This is a genomic window from Rhodanobacter sp. FW101-FHT13A11 (assembly GCF_058790335.1).
Genome location: NZ_JBYTCN010000009.1, coordinates 108,850 through 124,862, shown reverse-complemented (window position 1 = coordinate 124,862; position 16,013 = coordinate 108,850). Strand labels below are relative to the sequence as shown.

General features: G+C 70.4%; 20 protein-coding genes. 14 read left to right on the top strand and 6 right to left on the bottom strand.

Annotated elements, in window-relative coordinates:
* The first annotated feature begins 34 nt into the window (after positions 1-34).
* Positions 35-1,129: a 3-deoxy-7-phosphoheptulonate synthase gene (locus AC3WRN_RS11755; RefSeq protein ID WP_492623094.1), complete on the top strand. Its 1,095-nt coding sequence runs from the start codon at positions 35-37 to the stop codon at positions 1,127-1,129.
* Between the two features lie 13 nt (positions 1,130-1,142).
* On the opposite strand, the gene AC3WRN_RS11750 is transcribed toward AC3WRN_RS11755, so the two are convergent.
* Entirely contained in the window at positions 1,143-1,568 is a 426-nt protein-coding gene (locus AC3WRN_RS11750; protein ID WP_492623093.1) for an OsmC family protein, read from the bottom strand.
* Positions 1,569-1,713: 145 nt separating this feature from the next.
* Here AC3WRN_RS11750 and AC3WRN_RS11745 point away from each other — a divergent pair, with 145 nt between their 5' ends.
* The 8 genes from AC3WRN_RS11745 to AC3WRN_RS11710 all read left to right on the top strand — a co-directional run bounded on the left by AC3WRN_RS11745 (position 1,714) and on the right by AC3WRN_RS11710 (position 6,300).
* Entirely contained in the window at positions 1,714-1,989 is a 276-nt protein-coding gene (locus tag AC3WRN_RS11745; protein WP_068090715.1) for a GNAT family N-acetyltransferase, read from the top strand.
* 21 nt (positions 1,990-2,010) lie between these two features.
* Positions 2,011-2,703, top strand: a complete 693-nt coding sequence (locus AC3WRN_RS11740; protein WP_492623092.1) for a DUF1345 domain-containing protein — start codon at positions 2,011-2,013, stop codon at positions 2,701-2,703.
* A 118-nt stretch (positions 2,704-2,821) separates the two neighbouring features.
* Positions 2,822-3,094: a pentapeptide MXKDX repeat protein gene (locus AC3WRN_RS11735; protein ID WP_068090708.1), complete on the top strand. Its 273-nt coding sequence runs from the start codon at positions 2,822-2,824 to the stop codon at positions 3,092-3,094.
* A 92-nt stretch (positions 3,095-3,186) separates the two neighbouring features.
* A complete protein-coding gene (locus AC3WRN_RS11730; protein ID WP_492623091.1) occupies positions 3,187-4,269 on the top strand; it encodes an NAD(P)H-dependent flavin oxidoreductase in 1,083 nt (360 codons plus the stop codon).
* Positions 4,270-4,376: 107 nt separating this feature from the next.
* The gene (gene rsfS, locus AC3WRN_RS11725) at positions 4,377-4,763 is read left to right on the top strand and encodes a ribosome silencing factor (RefSeq protein WP_082823587.1); all 387 of its coding nucleotides are present in this window, start codon (positions 4,377-4,379) and stop codon (positions 4,761-4,763) included.
* A 14-nt stretch (positions 4,764-4,777) separates the two neighbouring features.
* Complete coding sequence (gene rlmH, locus AC3WRN_RS11720) at positions 4,778-5,248, top strand: 23S rRNA (pseudouridine(1915)-N(3))-methyltransferase RlmH (RefSeq protein ID WP_068090702.1); 471 nt, start codon at positions 4,778-4,780, stop codon at positions 5,246-5,248.
* 21 nt (positions 5,249-5,269) lie between these two features.
* Positions 5,270-5,719 (top strand): GNAT family N-acetyltransferase, encoded by a 450-nt coding sequence (locus AC3WRN_RS11715; RefSeq protein ID WP_068090701.1) that lies wholly within the window; start codon positions 5,270-5,272, stop codon positions 5,717-5,719.
* A 5-nt stretch (positions 5,720-5,724) separates the two neighbouring features.
* A complete protein-coding gene (locus AC3WRN_RS11710) occupies positions 5,725-6,300 on the top strand; it encodes a Maf family protein (protein WP_492623090.1) in 576 nt (191 codons plus the stop codon).
* On the opposite strand, the gene AC3WRN_RS11705 is transcribed toward AC3WRN_RS11710, so the two are convergent.
* On the bottom strand, positions 6,284-7,033 hold the full coding sequence (locus AC3WRN_RS11705; protein WP_492623089.1) for a CPBP family intramembrane glutamic endopeptidase: 750 nt from the start codon (positions 7,031-7,033) through the stop codon (positions 6,284-6,286). The genes AC3WRN_RS11710 and AC3WRN_RS11705 overlap by 17 nt on opposite strands.
* Positions 7,034-7,166: 133 nt before the next feature.
* Between AC3WRN_RS11705 and AC3WRN_RS11700 the strand changes: the two genes are divergently transcribed.
* Positions 7,167-7,943, top strand: coding sequence for a class I SAM-dependent methyltransferase (locus tag AC3WRN_RS11700; protein WP_492623088.1), 777 nt, complete (start codon positions 7,167-7,169; stop codon positions 7,941-7,943).
* Positions 7,944-7,946: 3 nt separating this feature from the next.
* Here AC3WRN_RS11700 and AC3WRN_RS11695 read toward each other — a convergent pair whose 3' ends face one another.
* The gene (locus AC3WRN_RS11695) at positions 7,947-8,339 is read right to left on the bottom strand and encodes an MAPEG family protein (protein ID WP_492623087.1); all 393 of its coding nucleotides are present in this window, start codon (positions 8,337-8,339) and stop codon (positions 7,947-7,949) included.
* Positions 8,340-8,462: 123 nt separating this feature from the next.
* Between AC3WRN_RS11695 and ypfJ the strand changes: the two genes are divergently transcribed.
* Entirely contained in the window at positions 8,463-9,323 is an 861-nt protein-coding gene (ypfJ, locus tag AC3WRN_RS11690; RefSeq protein ID WP_068090692.1) for a KPN_02809 family neutral zinc metallopeptidase, read from the top strand.
* Positions 9,324-9,489: 166 nt separating this feature from the next.
* Positions 9,490-9,876: a YkgJ family cysteine cluster protein gene (locus AC3WRN_RS11685; protein WP_492623086.1), complete on the top strand. Its 387-nt coding sequence runs from the start codon at positions 9,490-9,492 to the stop codon at positions 9,874-9,876.
* A gap of 18 nt (positions 9,877-9,894) precedes the next feature.
* Here AC3WRN_RS11685 and AC3WRN_RS11680 read toward each other — a convergent pair whose 3' ends face one another.
* Both AC3WRN_RS11680 and AC3WRN_RS11675 read right to left on the bottom strand, forming a co-directional pair.
* A complete protein-coding gene (locus tag AC3WRN_RS11680) occupies positions 9,895-10,677 on the bottom strand; it encodes a dioxygenase family protein (protein ID WP_492623085.1) in 783 nt (260 codons plus the stop codon).
* A 260-nt stretch (positions 10,678-10,937) separates the two neighbouring features.
* The gene (locus AC3WRN_RS11675; RefSeq protein ID WP_492623084.1) at positions 10,938-12,779 is read right to left on the bottom strand and encodes a DEAD/DEAH box helicase; all 1,842 of its coding nucleotides are present in this window, start codon (positions 12,777-12,779) and stop codon (positions 10,938-10,940) included.
* A 115-nt stretch (positions 12,780-12,894) separates the two neighbouring features.
* Here AC3WRN_RS11675 and AC3WRN_RS11670 point away from each other — a divergent pair, with 115 nt between their 5' ends.
* Positions 12,895-13,644 (top strand): SDR family NAD(P)-dependent oxidoreductase, encoded by a 750-nt coding sequence (locus tag AC3WRN_RS11670; protein WP_068090687.1) that lies wholly within the window; start codon positions 12,895-12,897, stop codon positions 13,642-13,644.
* Positions 13,645-13,716: 72 nt separating this feature from the next.
* Positions 13,717-14,565, top strand: a complete 849-nt coding sequence (gene fghA, locus AC3WRN_RS11665) for an S-formylglutathione hydrolase (protein WP_492623083.1) — start codon at positions 13,717-13,719, stop codon at positions 14,563-14,565.
* 94 nt (positions 14,566-14,659) lie between these two features.
* Here fghA and AC3WRN_RS11660 read toward each other — a convergent pair whose 3' ends face one another.
* Complete coding sequence (locus AC3WRN_RS11660) at positions 14,660-15,988, bottom strand: DEAD/DEAH box helicase (RefSeq protein ID WP_492623082.1); 1,329 nt, start codon at positions 15,986-15,988, stop codon at positions 14,660-14,662.
* Positions 15,989-16,013 lie beyond the last annotated feature (25 nt).

The following is a 16,013-nucleotide window of genomic DNA, read 5'->3' as shown; positions in this document are numbered from 1 at the left end:
GGCCGCCACCTGAAAAATCTCCAGGAGAGCCGCCATGCACACCACCGACGACCTGCGCATCCGCGCCATCACCCGCCTCAGCACGCCGGCCGAGGTCATGCGCGATTGCGCCGCCACCGACGCCGCGATGGCCACCGTGGACGCCTCGCGCCAGGCGCTGCACGGCATCCTCGCCGGCAGCGACGACCGTCTCGCGGTGGTGATCGGGCCCTGCTCGATCCACGACACCCGCGCCGCGCTGGAATACGCCGGCCGGCTGCTGCCGCTGCGCCGCGAGCTGGGCGACGCGCTGGAGATCGTGATGCGGGTGTACTTCGAGAAGCCGCGCACCACGGTGGGCTGGAAGGGGCTGATCAACGACCCCGACCTGGACGGCAGCTTCCGCATCGACAAGGGCCTGCGCATCGCCCGCGGCCTGCTGCGCGACATCAACACGCTGGGCGTGCCGGCCGGTTGCGAGTTCCTCGACATGATCACGCCGCAGTACATCGCCGACCTGGTGGCGTGGGGCGCGATCGGCGCGCGCACCACCGAGAGCCAGGTGCATCGCGAGCTGGCTTCGGGACTGTCCTGTCCGGTAGGCTTCAAGAACGGCACCGACGGCAATGTGAAGATCGCGGTGGATGCGGTGCAGGCCGCGTCGCAGCCGCACCATTTCATGGCGGTGACCAAGGATGGCCAGGCCGCGATCGCCGCCACCAGCGGCAACGGCGACTGCCACGTGATCCTGCGCGGTGGCAAGGCGCCGAACTACGACGCGGCCGGTGTCGACGCGGCCTGCGCCGCGATCGGCAAGGCCGGCCTGGCCGCACGGGTGATGATCGACGCCAGCCACGCCAACAGCGGCAAGAACCCGGAGAACCAGCCGCGGGTGGTCGAGGACATCGCCGCGCGCATCGCCGCCGGCGAGCGGCGCATCCTCGGCGTGATGGTGGAAAGCCACCTGCTCGGCGGCCGCCAGGAATTGCAGCCCGGCCAGCCGCTGCACTACGGCCAGAGCATTACCGACGGCTGCATCGACTGGAACAGCTCGGTGCAGGTGCTGCAGCATCTGGCGCAGGCGGTGCGCCAGCGGCGCCGGGACGAAGCCGCGGCGGCGTTGTCCCGTACCGTGGAGGTCGCCGCCTGAGTTGCCGCGCGGGTCAGCCTTCCAGCCGCGCGTCCAGCGTGATCGTGGCCTTCAGCACCTTGGACACCGGGCAGGCCAGCTTGGTCGCCTGCGCGATGCGGTCGAACGTGGCCGCATCGATGCGCGGCACGCTGGCCCGGCAGGTCAGTTCCACCGCGGTGATGCTGAAGCCGTCGCCGTCCTTGAGCAGGGTCACCACCGCCTCGGTGTCGATGCTGGCGGGAGTGAAGCCGGCGCTGCCCAGCCCCAGCGACAGCGCCATCGAGTAGCAGCCGGCGTGCGCCGCGCCGATCAGCTCTTCCGGATTGGTGCCCGGGCCGTCCGCGAAGCGCGACTTGAAACCGTAAGGCGCCTCGCGCAGCACGCCGGACTGGGACGACATCGTGCCCTGGCCTTCGGTGATGCTGCCGGACCAGTGGGCGGATGCGGATTTCTTCATGGGATTCTCCTGCGCGGTGGTGGACAGGCGCCCAGCATGCCGGGAGGTCCATGCAGCCTGCGCGAACGAACCGGCACCGCGGCTTCACGCGCAATCGCCCGTCCGGGCCGTATGCTTGTCCATTGCCTTTCGATCCGGAGCCCGCATGCCCTTTGCCATCCAGCACGACCGCAACGCCCGCCGTTTCCACACCGAGGTGGATGGCGTGCCCTGCGTACTCGACTACACGCTGGCGTCCGGCGTGATGACGATCGTCCATACCGGCGTGCCGCCCGAAGTGGGCGGCCGCGGCATCGCCTCGGCCCTGGTGGAGGCGGCGTTGACGGCGGCCCGCGCCGAGGGCTGGAAGGTGGTGCCGGCCTGTTCGTACGTGGCGGCGTGGATGCCGCGGCACCCGGAATATCACGACCTGCTCGGCTGAGCCCCTGACGTGGAGATACGCATGGACAAATCCTCGGCTGGGGCGACGCCGGGCACCGCGAAGCCGCGTGGTTGGCGGCCGTGGCGTTTCGTGAAGGGCCGGCCATGGATGATCGCGGCGCTGGCCATCCTTGTCGCCAGCATCGTGGTGTTGTCGGGCTTCGGCATGCGCCCGACCACGGCGTTGCTGCTCGGCTTCGACCTGGCTACGGTGGTCTACCTGGGCAGCCTGGCACGCCTGTTCAACCGGGCTACGCCGGACCACATGCGCAGCCGGGCGCAGATGCTGGATATCGGGCGCTGGGGCGTGCTGTGGGGCGGCGTGCTGTTGTCCGCAGTGGTGTTGGCCTCACTGGGCAACGAGCTGCACGCGGCCAAGGGCGGCGGCATGCTGGCGCTGGCGGTCGGCGTGCTCAGCGTGGTCTTGAGCTGGCTGTTCCTCAACATGATGTTCGCGCTGCACTACGCGCACGGCTACTACGGCGATCTCGGCGGCAAGCATGCCGGCCTGGAATTTCCCGATACGCCCCGGCCCGACTACTGGGATTTCGCCTACTTCTCGATCGTGATCGGCATGACCTTCCAGGTCTCCGACGTGCAGATCACCAGCAAGTACCTGCGCCGCGTGGTGCTGCTGCACAGCGTGATCTCGTTCTTCTTCAACGTGTTCATCATCGCGATCACGGTGAACATCGTGGCCGGGCAGGGCGGCTGAGGCACCGTGAATTTTTCACAGGCTCCGTGCCGCGCCGGGTAACCGCCGGCCGGCGGGCGGCGAAGGAAGCGAGGGGGCGGCGTGGCCGTTTCCCTTTCCTTCTCTCGAGGATCTTCCGATGAACGCACGACTTGCCACCCTGCTCGCCGCCGCCATGGTTTGCGGCCTCGCCACTGCATCCGCGTTCGCGCAGGACACCATGGCTGCCAGCTCCAGCACGGCGATGGCGCACGACGCCATGCGGCAAACGCCCATGGAGCACGACGGCATGAAGCACGATGCCATGAAGCATGAGGCGATGAAGAAGGACGCCGTGAAACATGACGCCATGAAACACGGCGCGGTGAAGGGCGATGCCATGAAAGGCGAGGCGATGAAGTCCGGCGGCTGAATGACCGCCGCCGGCGGGCGGAGCTGCCGGTGGCTTCTGCCGCGCTCGGCGGTGGCGGATACTTGGCCCATTTCCGCCGCAGGTCGCCACGCATGGACACCTCGTTCGCCAGCCGGCTCGGCATCGAGCATCCGCTGATCCAGGCACCGATGTCCGGTTCGACGTCGCCGGCGCTGGTGGCCGCCGTGTCGAACGCCGGTGCCCTGGGTTCGCTCGGCGCCGGCTACCTGGAGCCGGCGGCGATCCTCGAGCAGGCGGCGCAGATCCGTGCGCTCGGCGACCGGCCGTACGCGATCGGCCTGTTCGTGCTGCCGGACGAATTCGAGGCCGACATGGCGGCAGTGGCGAAGGCGCGCGAGCAGCTCGATGCGCTGATGGCGCGCGAAGGCCTCGACGTGCGCACCAGCCTGCCGCCGCGCTGGGCGCCGCGTTTCTCCGAGCAGTTCGCCGCGCTGTGCGAGGCGCGCCCGGCGGCGGCGATGTTCGCGTTCGGGGTGATCGCGCCGGCGCAGTTGCGCGAACTGCACCGGCGCGGCATCTACGTGATCGGCACCGCCACCACGGTGGCCGAGGCGCGCGCCTGGGCCGACGCCGGCGCCGATGCGGTGTCCATGCAGGGTGCCGAGGCCGGCGGCCATCGCGGCACCTTCCTGCACGAGGCCGAGGACGCGATGATCGGCCTGTTCGCCTTGCTCCCGCTGACCGTGCGGGCGATGGCCGGGTACGCAAGAGAGGTGCCGGTGATCGCCGCCGGCGGCATCATGGACGGCCGCGGCATGCTGGCGGCGGAGGCGCTCGGCGCGGCGGCCAGCCAGCTCGGCACCGCCTTCCTCGGCTGCCCGGAGTGCTCGGCCGCCGAGGCGTGGAAGCGGGACTTGCCGCGGGCCGGGGAACACCAGGTCACCACCATCCGCGGCTTCTCCGGGCGCGCCGCCCGCGGCCTGCGCAACCGCTTCGTCGAGGCGATGCCGCAGGCGGCCGCGGGCCTGCCGTATCCGGTGCTGAACGCGCTCACCGCGCCGCTGCGGCGTGCTGCCGCCGAGGCCGGCCGGGGCGACCTGCTGTCCGAATGGTGCGGCCAGGCCGCCGGCCTGGTGCGCCCGCAGCCGGCCGCCGAACTGGTGGCGCGGCTGATGCACGAATACCGCGTGGCCAGGCGCTCGCTGGCGCACTGAGCGGCCGCGCCTCGGGCCGGCCGGCACCTTGACGTGCCGTTGCGGCGGGGCGGTTATACTGCGCCCGCGCCATATTGCGCTGCGATCCCGCATCGAGGCCCATCCTCTTGAGCACAGCCCGTAGCAACAAGGCCGTCACCACGGCCACCCTGCGCAAGTCGGTCATCGACGCGCTCGAAGAACTGAAGGCCAAGGACGTGCGCGAGATCGACGTCCGTGGCAAGACCTCCATCGCCGACCTGCTGGTCATTGCCTCCGGCACTTCGGCGCGCCACGTCAAATCCATCGCCGACGAAGTGGGCAAGTTCGCCAAGAAGGCGGGCGTGATGCCGCTGGGCGTGGAAGGCGAGACGGAAGGCGAATGGGTGCTGGTCGACCTGGGCGACGTGATCGTCCACGTGATGCTGCCGCGCATCCGCGAGTTCTATGGTCTGGAGCGGCTGTGGACGGTGGGTGACCACGGGCACGAAATCGACGCTGCGCAAGCCGGCTGAGCCGAACCCCCGGCATGCGCGCGCGCCTGATCGCGGTCGGTGAACGCATGCCCGGCTGGGTGGCGGAAGGCTTTGCCGAATACCGCAAGCGGCTGTCGCACGAATTGCCGCTGGAACTGGTCGAGCTGAAGCCCGGCAATCGCGGCAAGGGCCGCGACGATGCGCGGGCGATCCAGGACGAGGGCGCCGCGATCCTCGCGGCGTTGCCGCACGACATCCACGTCGTCGCGCTCGATGGTCGCGGCAGAACCTGGTCCAGCGAAGAGCTGGCCGAACAGCTGGCGAGGTGGCGCATGGCCGGGCGCGACCTGGCCTTCCTGATCGGCGGGCCGGACGGCCACGCGCCCGAGGTGCTGGCGCGCGCCGACCAGCGCTGGTCGCTGGGCCCGCTGACCCTGCCGCACATGCTGGTACGGCTGGTGCTGGCCGAGCAGTTGTATCGCGCCACCACGATCGTGGCCGGCCACCCTTACCATCGTGCCTGAATTCCACGGAACCCACCCGCCATGTCCTTCCATATCCGGCAAGCCACGATCCTCGACCTCGACACGCTGGCGCCGCTGTTCGACGGCTACCGCCAGTTCTACGGCCAGCCGGCGGACCCGGCGCGGGCGCGCGATTTCCTGGCGGAGCGCTTCCGCCACCACGAGTCGCTGGTCCTGCTGGCGCTGGACGAGCACGGCGCGGGGCTCGGCTTCACCCAGCTGTACCCGCTGTTCTCCTCGGTGCGCACCGTGCGCACCTGGCTGCTCAACGATTTGTTCGTGGCCGCGACGGCGCGACGGCAGGGCGTGGCGTCTGCGCTGCTGAAGGCGGCGGCGGAGCATGCACATGCCTTGGGCGCGGCCAGCCTGTCGCTGTCCACCGCGCTGGACAACGCGCCGGCGCAGGCGCTGTACGAATCGCTGGGTTGGCAGCGTGACCGCCAGTTCTGCGAATACAGCCTGACGCTGTGACGCCGGTGCTTCATCTCGCCTCGCAATCGCCGCGCCGGCGCCAGTTGCTGGAACAGCTCGGCATGGACTTCGCCGTGCTCGACGTCGACGTGCCCGAGCAGCGTGGGCCAGGCGAATCGCCGCGGGACTACGTGAGCCGGGTGGCGCGCGACAAGGCGAAAGCCGGCCTGGCCGCGTTGGCGCACGCGGGCGGCGCGCTGGTGCTCGGTGCGGACACCGAGGTGGTGCTGGACGACGAGGTGTTCGGCAAGCCGCGCGATGGCGCCGATGCGACCGCGATGCTGCGCCGGCTGTCGGGCCGCACGCATGCGGTGATCTCGGCGGTGTGGCTGGTCGGCGCCAGCGGCGAGCAGTGCGAGGTCTGCGTGTCGCAGGTGCGCTTCGCCACCCTGGACGAGCCGGCCATCGCCGCCTATGTCGCCACCGGCGAGCCGTTCGGCAAGGCCGGCGCGTATGCGATCCAGGGCCGCGGCGCGGCGATGGTCGAACACCTCGACGGCAGCTATTCGGGAGTGATGGGGTTGCCGCTGTTCGAGACCGCGCGGCTGCTGCGCCGTGGCGGGATCAGCCTGGCGGATTGATCGCCGCGAACCAGGCGCCGGCGGCCAGCAGGTTGTTGACGCCATGCGCCAGCACCGCCGGCCAGATCGAGCCCGAACGCAGCCGCAACCCGGCCAGCAGGAGCGCCAGCAGAAGCAGGTTCGGCAGCGCGTACCACTGGTATGCCAGCCCCGGCAGGTGGACCAGCGCGAACAGCAGCGAGCTGCCGGCCACCGCCCAGCCGACCGGCCAGCGCCGCATCAGGGCCGACAGCAGCACGCCGCGGAACAGCAGCTCCTCCACCAGCGGCCCCACGCATACCACCACCAGCACCAGCGGGATGCGCAAGCCGAACGGGGTGGCGCTGCCGAGCTGCTGGATGTCCTGGGTCGCCCGGTGGCCGTGCGCCAGCCATTCCGTGACGAATCCGCCCAGGATCGGCGCGGCCAGCCCGGTGGCCAACGCTGCCACGAAGTACAGCCGCCGGCGCGGCGCGGTGAAACCGAAGCCCGGCGGCCCGGCCTGCGACCACAGCGGCGCCCAGCGGCGATGCACCAGCCATAGCGTCAGCGGCACGGCGACGCCCAGCGTGAGCATGGCCAGCACCGCCTGCTGCCCTGCGGCGGCGTGCGTCCCGACCAGCAGCGGCCCGAGCGCCAGCGCGAACAGGTTGCCGACGACGAACTGCAGCGCGAAGTAGCCGGCGATCGCCAGCGTGGCAGCCCACAGGCCGGGAGCGGACAGGGGCGAGAGGTCGGTGCGGAAGGCTGGCATGCGGAGTACCAAGCTAGTGCCTCCCCGGTTGCGGGCGCAATCGGGCCTTCGGCAGGGGTGCCGGTGCCGCTTGCGGCGCCGGGCCATCCCGGTAACATCCGGTGGCACGGATGCCCACAGGGGAGAGACGTCGATGGCTACCGACTTCGGCAGGACCGCCGGCGACTACACACGCCATCGCGCCGGCTTCCCGGAAGCCTTCTTCGAGCGCCTGCTCGCCGACGGCAGCGTGCGCAAGGGCGATGCGGTGCTGGATCTGGGCACCGGCACCGGCAGCGTCGCCCGCGGGCTGGCCCTGCGTGGCTGCGAGGTCACCGGGCTGGACCACTCCGCGCCGCTGCTGGCGCAGGCCGCCGAGCTGGATCGCGCCGCCGGCGTCGTGGTGAAGCAGGTGCGTGCGCGGGTCGAGAACGCCGACTTCGCGCCGGCCTCGTTCGACGTGATCACCGCCGGCCAGTGCTGGCACTGGTTCGATCGTCCGCGCAGCGCGGCACTGGCGCGCACGTGGCTGCGGCCGGGCGGGCGGCTGCTGATCGCGCATTTCGACTGGGTGCCGCTGAACGGCAACCTGGTGCAGGACACCGAACGGCTGATCCTCGCCTGCAACCCCGGGTGGACGATGCACAGCGGCAGCGGCCTGTACCCGGCCTGGCTGAAGGACGTGGCCGAGGCCGGCTTCACCGACCTGCGCACCTGGTCGTTCGACCTGGACGTGTCGTACAGCCACGCCGACTGGCGCGGCCGCATCCGCGCCAGCGCCGGCATTGGCGCCACGCTGGACGAGACGAGGGCGCAGCGCTTCGATGCCGAACTGGCTGACCTGCTGGCCGCCCACCACGCCACCGAGCCGATGGCGGTGCCGCACCGCGTGTGGACGCTGGCGGCGATCGCGCCCGGCCTGCTGGGCTGACATTCAGCCGGCGAGCATCGCCCGGCCCACGCCGAGGCAGGCCATGACCAGCAGCACGGCCCAGCCGAGCATGCCGACCAGGTAGCCGGGGCCACGCCTGGCGGGATCCTTCAGGTAGGCCAGCGCGTACCACACGCGGCCGACGATCCAGACCAGACCGGCCACGCCGGCCCAGCCGCTGAAGCCGTAGTTCGCCGCCAGCCACAGCGTGGGCAGGAACATCACCGCGCTTTCCATGGTGTTCATTTGCACCCGGTATGCGCGCTCGAACGTGGGATGGCCGCTGGTGGCCGGCGCCTTGATCCCGTGCTTGCCGCGGGCGTGGCCGACGACCCACATGACGGCGAACAGCAGCAGCACGGTGAGCAGGGCGACCAGGGCGGGCAGGTGGGTCATGCGGGAGTCCTCGTGGGTGGATGCCTACTTTAACCGCGGCCAGTGCGTGGCGCCGCCGTGGCCGACGCGTTATCGTCGCCGTGCAGCGCCGGGGCGCATACACCAGTCAACGAGGGGTTCCTGATGGATTGGCAAAAAGGCGGCAGCAGCAACAACGTCGAGATCGACAGCGGTGACGGCGGCGGCCCGCGTTTCGGCGGTGGCGGCCGCATGGGCCTGGGCGGATTGGTCATACTGGCGCTGCTGGGCTGGATCTTCTTCAAGAACCCGCTGGCGCTGCTGGACCAGGGCGGTACCCAGCCGGGCGCCCCCACGCAGACCGGGCAGCCCATCCAGGTCGATCCCCAGCAGCAGGCCTTCGTCAGCGCGGTCCTGCATTCGACCGAACAGGCCTGGGGCGAGATCTTCCAGGCGCACGGGGCGACCTATGTGGAGCCCAAGCTGCACCTGTTCGGCGGCGGCGTGAACACGGCCTGCGGCGGCGCCACCACGGCAGTGGGCCCGTTCTACTGCCCGGGCGACCAGAAGGTGTACCTGGACCTGGCGTTCTTCCAGCAGTTGCAGGACGAGCTGCACTCCTCCGGCGATTTCGCCCGCGCCTACGTGATCGCCCACGAGGTCGGCCATCACGTGCAGAAGCTGACCGGCGTGTTCGACAAGGTCGACGAGGCGCGCCGCCGCGGCGCGCCGATGGACGGTGCCGATGGCCTGTCGGTGCGGCAGGAACTGCAGGCGGATTGCTATGCCGGCGTGTGGGCCAACCACAGCCAGAAGGACCTGAACTGGCTGCAGCCGGGCGACATCGAATCGGCGCTCAACGCCGCCAGCCACATCGGCGACGACGCCCTGCAGCAGCAGGCGCAGGGCCGCGTGCGCCCGGACACGTTCACCCACGGCACCTCGGCGCAGCGGGTGAAATGGTTCAAGGCCGGCTTCGAGGACGGCGACATCGCCCAGTGCAATACCTTCGCCGGCGAGCCATGAGTAACCAGGCCGGCAGCCGCGCAGCGGTTGTCGGCTTTCGGAATCTCCTCCCCTGCTCGGCAGGGGAGGGCAGGGAGGGGTAGCGCTTGCTTCCCTGCTGCGCACCGAACGCCCGCTGCTCTAGAATTCGCCTCCTGCGCGCCTCGGGGCGCTCTTGATGGGTTCGATGGAACATCCCTGCCTGCGTTGCGGTGCCTGCTGCGCGTTCTTTCGCGTGGCGTTTCACTGGTCGGAAGCGGAAGCCTTTCTCGGTGGCAAGGTGCCGCCGGAGTTGACCGAGAAGCTTGATCCGCACCGCCTGGCGATGCGCGGCACCAACGCCGCGCAGCCGCGCTGCGTGGCCTTGCACGGCACGGTGGGCGAGGCCGCGCACTGCGGCATCTACCCGCAGCGGCCGTCGGTATGCCGCGAGGTGCAGCCGTCGTGGGAGTTCGGCGCGGACAGCCCGCAGTGCGACAAGGCGCGCCTCGCGCATGGCTTGCCTGTACTGACCCCGGAGGACTGGCTCGACCCGTTCGATGCCGGCGAGCCGCCGCTGCCGCAGAGCGCCTGAGCGGCGCTCCTTCCGGCTTCAATCGAAGCGGTAGATGTCCATCGCCAGGAAGCCCATGTCGATGCCGGCGTCGATCCGCTGCGCACGGGCGTCCGTGCCGGCGGCGCCGAGCGCCACGAACAGCGGCAGCAGGTGTTCGTCGGTTGGGTGCGCGCGTTCGGCGAACGGTGCCTGGCGGCGGTAGTCGAGCAAGGCGTCGATGTCGCCGGCGGCGAGCTTGTGCTCGATCCAGTCGATGAACGGCTTCACGTACGGCGCCTGCCGCTGGTCGCTGTAGCCGGAAGCGAAGTCGTGCAGGTTGTGGGTGATGCTGCCCGAGCCGATCACCAGCACGCCTTCGTCGCGCAATGGCGCCAGCGCCCGGCCCAGTGCGTACTGGTGCGCGGGGCCGAGTTCGGGCTGGATCGAGATCGGCACCACCTGAATGTCGGCTTGCGGATACAGCAGGCGCAGCGGCACCCACGCGCCGTGGTCGAGACCGTGTTCGGAGTCGATGGCCGGCGCCAAGTTGGCCTGGTCCAGCAAGTGGGCGACGCGTTCGGCGAGTTCCGGCGCACCCGGCGCGGGGTAGTGCAGCTGATACAGCGGCGCGGGAAAGCCGCCGAAGTCGTGGATGGTTTCCGGCTGTGCCGCGGCGCCCACCTGTGGCCGGCGCGACAGCCAGTGCGCACTGGCTATCACGATCGCCTTGGGACGTGGCAGCGCAGCGGCCAGCTCGGCCAGCCGCTGGCCGGTGAGGCCGGGTTGCAGCGCGGTCATCGGCGAGCCGTGCGAGACGTACAGGCTGGGCAGGGTGCTCATGGGCGACGTTCCGTGGAATTCCATCTCACCATGATGGGGCGGCACCGGCCGTTTGCAGCCATCGCCGCGAGGAACGCAGCGTTGCGTGCGACGAACGCCCGTGGCTTCCTCGCCTGCAAGCGTTGCACGACAACGGGCACAAGCCAATCGAGCCGCGGCTTGATGGCGCGACCTGGACGAGGTCCGACGGTTGGGCCGGGTGGTGGCCCGTTGGCGGCGACCCGGCCGCTGCCGTGTCGTCGCTGCCTGTCGCGCTGTCGCTACTTGCGCCGCGGCGGCTTGGCACCACCGGGCCGCGGCTTGAAACCGCCGGGCTTCTTGAAACCGCCCGGCTTGTGCGCCGGCGGTGCACTGGTGCCGGTATCGTTGCCGTCCCACTCGTGGATGCGCAACTGCTGCTGCACCACCCACACCTTTTTCAGGTGTTCGAACACTTCCTTCGGCATGCCGTCGGGCAGGTCGATCAGGCTGTAGTGGTCGCGGATGCTGAGGCGGCCGATGAACTGGCTGTCCAGGCCGGCCTCGTTGGCGATCGCGCCGATGATGTTGCCCGGCTTCACGCCGTGCTCGTGGCCGACCTCGATGCGGTAGGTACGCTTGCCCTGCTCGGTGGCGTGCGCGCGCACCGGGCGGTGGGCACCCTCGCGCGGCGGCGCATTCTCGTGCGCGTGGGGCTTGTGTTCGCGCGGCGCGCGGCTGGCGCCATCGCGTTCGCGCGGCTTGTGTTCGCGTGTGGCCGCTTCGTGCTTCTCGCGCTTCGGCGGCGGCGCCAGCAGCAGCGGCTGGTCGCCCTGAGCGATGCGCGCCAGCGCGGCGGCGATTTCGACCGCCGGCACGTTGTGCTCCTGCTCGTACTGCTCGATCAGCTGCTGGAACTGGCCCAGGTCGCCCTGCGCCAGCATGTCGCTGATGCGCTGCTTGAACTTGCCGATGCGCACGTCGTTGACCACCTCGACCGATGGCAGCTGCATCTGCTCGATCGGCTGCCGCGTGGCGCGCTCGATCGCGTGCAGCATGCCGCGCTCGCGCGGGCTGACGAACAGGATCGCCTCGCCGCTGCGTCCCGCGCGGCCGGTACGGCCGATGCGGTGCACGTAGCTCTCCGTGTCGTAGGGGATGTCGTAGTTCAGCACGTGGCTGATCCGCTCCACGTCGAGGCCGCGCGCGGCCACGTCGGTGGCGACCAGGATGTCGAGCTTGCCGTCCTTCAGCTGCTGGATCACCCGCTCGCGCTGCGGCTGGGCGATGTCGCCGTTGATCGCCGCGGCGGCCAGGCCGCGCGCCTGCAGCTTCCCGGCGAGTTCCTCGGTGGCCTGCTTGGTGCGCGCGAAGATGATCATCGCGTCGAACGGCTCGGCCTCGAGGATGCGCGTCATCGCGTCGAGCTTGTGCATGCCGCTGACGAACCAGTAGCGCTGGTGGATGTTCGCCGCGGTGGTGGTGGAGGACTTGATGGTGACCTCGACCGGCTCCTTCAGGTGCCGCTGCGCGATCTTGCGGATCGGCGCGGGCATGGTGGCCGAGAACAGCGCGACCTGGCGCCCGGGCGGGGTCGCCTGCAGCACCTTCTCGACGTCGTCGATGAAGCCCATGCGCAGCATCTCGTCGGCTTCGTCGAGCACCAGGTACTTCAGCTCGGACAGATCCAGCGTGCGCTTGTCCAGGTGGTCGATCACGCGGCCCGGCGTGCCGACCACGACGTGCACGCCGCGCTTGAGCGAGTGCAGCTGCGGGCCGTAGCTCTGGCCGCCGTAGATCGGCAGCACCTGCAGGCCGGGCAGGTAGGTGGCGTAGCGCTGGAACGCCTCGGCCACCTGGATCGCCAGCTCGCGCGTGGGCGCCAGCACCAGCGCCTGCGGCTTGCCGGGCTTGAGATCCAGCCGCGAAAGGATCGGCAGCGCGAACGCGGCGGTCTTGCCGGTGCCGGTCTGCGCCTGGCCGAGCACGTCGCGTCCTTCCATCAGCGGCGGGATGGTGGCGGCCTGGATCGGCGAGGGCGACTCGTAGCCCACGTCGGCCAGTGCGCGCAGGACATTCGGATCCAGCCCGAGCGCGGTGAAGCCGGCGGCAGCCGGGGCGGAGTCGGGAGACGGGGATGACATCGGGGGAACCTCGGGGTGGCACGCCGGACGGCGTGCGGGAGAATGGGGGTTATTGTAGCAGTCCGCGGGCACCCGGCCCGCGTCGTAATGCGTTCAAGGCACAGGAGATTCAGGCATGGCGAAGCGTCTGGAGGGGAAGGTCGCGCTGGTGACGGGCGCGTCCTCGGGAATCGGCGAGGCGACCGCGATCGCGCTGGCCGAGGAAGGCGCCCGCGTGGCGGTGACGGCCCGTCGGCGCGACCGCCTGGATAAGCTCGCCGTGCAGCTCGCCGGGCTCGGCGCCGAACCGCTGGTGCTGGAGGCCGACCTGCTCGACGAGACGCAGGCGCAGCGCGTGGTGCGCGAGACCGAGGCGCACTTTGGACGTCTGGACGTCCTCGTCAACAACGCCGGCGTGATGTACCTGGAGCCGGTGGCCGAGGCCGACCTCGGCCGCTGGCGGCAGATGCTGGAGCTGAACGTGCTCAGCCTGATCGCCTCGACCCAGGCGGCGCTGGCGGGCATGACGGCGCGCGGCGACGGCCACGTCGTCAACATCTCCTCCACCGCCGGGCGCATCGCCAACCCCAATGCGGCCGCCTATTCGGCGACCAAGTTCGGCGTCGTGGCGTTCTCCGAGGCGCTGCGGCGCGAGGTGTACCGGCACGGCATCCGCGTCAGCGTGATCGAGCCGGGCGTGGTGCAGACCGAACTGCGCGACCACATCGGCCATGCCGCCACCAGGGATGCGCTCAACGCCTGGGCCGACGGCATGCGCCAGCTGCAATCGCGCGACGTGGCCGAGGCGATCGCGTTCTGCGTGACGCGTCCGCCGCACGTCAACATCAACGAGATCCTGATGCGGCCAACCGACCAGGAGCGCTGAACGTCGCATTGCACCGGCGCGTCCGGGCGGACGGTTTATGATCGGCATTGGCATTTGCCCGGGCAGGTGGTGATGGACGGCATCGAGATTCTCTCCGAGCAGGCCTGTTTCGGCGGCGTGCAAGGCTTCTACCGGCACGCGTCGACGAGTTGCGCGGGGCCGATGCGCTTCGCCGTGTACCAGCCGCCGCAGGCGGCGCGGGGCAGATGCCCGGTGCTGTACTACCTGGCGGGGCTCACCTGCACCGAGGAAACGGCCACGATCAAGGCCGGCGCGCAGCGGCTGGCCGCCGAGCTGGGCCTGGTGCTGGTGATGCCCGACACCAGCCCGCGCGGCACCGGTATCGATGGCGCCACCGGCGACTGGGAGTTCGGCGAGGGCGCGGGTTTCTACGTCGACGCCACCGCGGCGCCGTGGTCGGCGCATTTCCGCATGCACAGCTACGTGGCGGACGAACTGCCCGCGCTGATCGCTGCGCGGTTCCCGGTGGACACGGCGCGCAGCGGCATCTGCGGCCACTCGATGGGCGGGCACGGCGCCCTGACCATCGCGCTGAAGCATCCCGCGCGCTACCGCTCGGTATCGGCGTTCGCGCCGATCGTGGCGCCCAGCCAGGTGCCATGGGGCAGGAAGGCGCTGCCGCGCTATCTCGGCGACGATCCGGCGGCATGGGCCGGCTACGACGCCTGCGAGCTGGTGCGGTTGCAGACTTTCGGCGGCAGCATCCTGATCGACCAGGGCGAGGCCGACCCGTTCCTCGAAGCACAGCTGAAACCCGAGCTGTTCGACCAGGCCTGCGCCGAGGCGGGGCAGCCGCTGCTGCTGCGCCGGCATGCCGGCTATGACCACAGCTACTGGTTCATCGCCAGCTTCATCGACGACCACCTGCGCCATCACGCGGCAGCATTGGGCCTGTTGTAGGAGCGCATCCTGTGCGCGATAGCTCTTGGCCCTGACCGGCATCAGAGCTATCGCGCGCAGGGTGCGCTCCTGCAGTCGGGGCGCGCAGGCCGGATCAGGCCTTGGCGGCCGGGCGGCGGTTCGTGCGGCGGCGCTGGTTGCCGGCGGCATGCTCGCCGCGGCCCTGCGGCGCGTAGCCGTTCGGCCGTGCCGCGCCGGCGGTCTTGCCCTGGCGCGGCGCACGCGATGGCTGACGCTGGCCGCCACCGCCCTGTTTCGGCCGCGGCGCGCCGGCATCCAGCCGCAGCGGGGCGGACGGCTCGTAGCCGGCTACCGGCGTGATCGCGATGTCCTGCTTCAGCAGCTTGCGGATGTCGTGCAGCAGGCCGCTTTCGTCATGGCTGACCAGGGACAGCGCGAAACCTTCCATGCCGGCGCGGCCGGTGCGGCCGATCCGGTGCACGTAGTCTTCGGCCACCGACGGCAGGTCGAAGTTGATCACGATCGGCAACTGCTCGATGTCGATGCCGCGGGCGGCGATGTCGGTGGCCACCAGCACGGTGATGCGGCCGGATTTGAAATCGCTCAATGCGCGGGTGCGCGCGTTCTGGCTCTTGTTGCCGTGGATCGCGGCCGCGCGCAGGCCGGAGGCGTTGAGGAAGGTGACCAGCTTGTCGGCGCCGTGCTTGGTGCGGCTGAACACCAGGGTCTGGCGGCGGCTGTCCTGCGACAGCACGTGCAGCAGCAGGTCGCGCTTGCGCGAAGCGTCTACCGGGTGCACCTGGTGGCTGACCAGGGTGGTGACGGTGTTCGGCGCCGAGACCGAGATCTCGCGCGGGTTGTGCATGAAGTCCAGCGCCAGCGCCTTGATCGCCGGGGCGAAGGTGGCCGAGAACAGCAGGGTCTGGCGCTTCTTCGGCAGCGCGGCGAGGATCCGCTTCAGCGCCGGCAGGAAGCCCATGTCGAGCATGCGGTCGGCCTCGTCCAGCACCAGCGTCTCCACCGCGGACAGGTCCAGCGTGCGCTGCTGCATGTGGTCCAGCAGCCGGCCGGGGGTGGCGATGACGATGTCGACGCCGCGGCGCAGCGCGTTGATCTGCGGGCCCATGCCGACGCCGCCGAAGATGGTGGTGGCGCTGACCTGGATGTGCTTGCTGTAGTCGCGCAGGTTCTCGTGCACCTGGGCGGCCAGCTCGCGGGTCGGAGTGAGCACCAGCGCGCGCGGGCGGCGGGTCAGGGTCTGGCCGCTGGTCGAGAGCTTCTGCAGCAGCGGCAGCGCGAACGCGGCGGTCTTGCCGGTGCCGGTCTGGGCGGCGGCGAGCAGGTCGTGGCCCTCCAGCGCGGCGGGGATCGCGGCGGCCTGGATGGGGGTGGGCTGGGTGTAACCGTAATCGGCAAGCGCACGCAGCAACGCGGGCGCAAGGCCCAGCGAATCGAAGGACATGTAACACTCCTGAGCAACCCGGAGT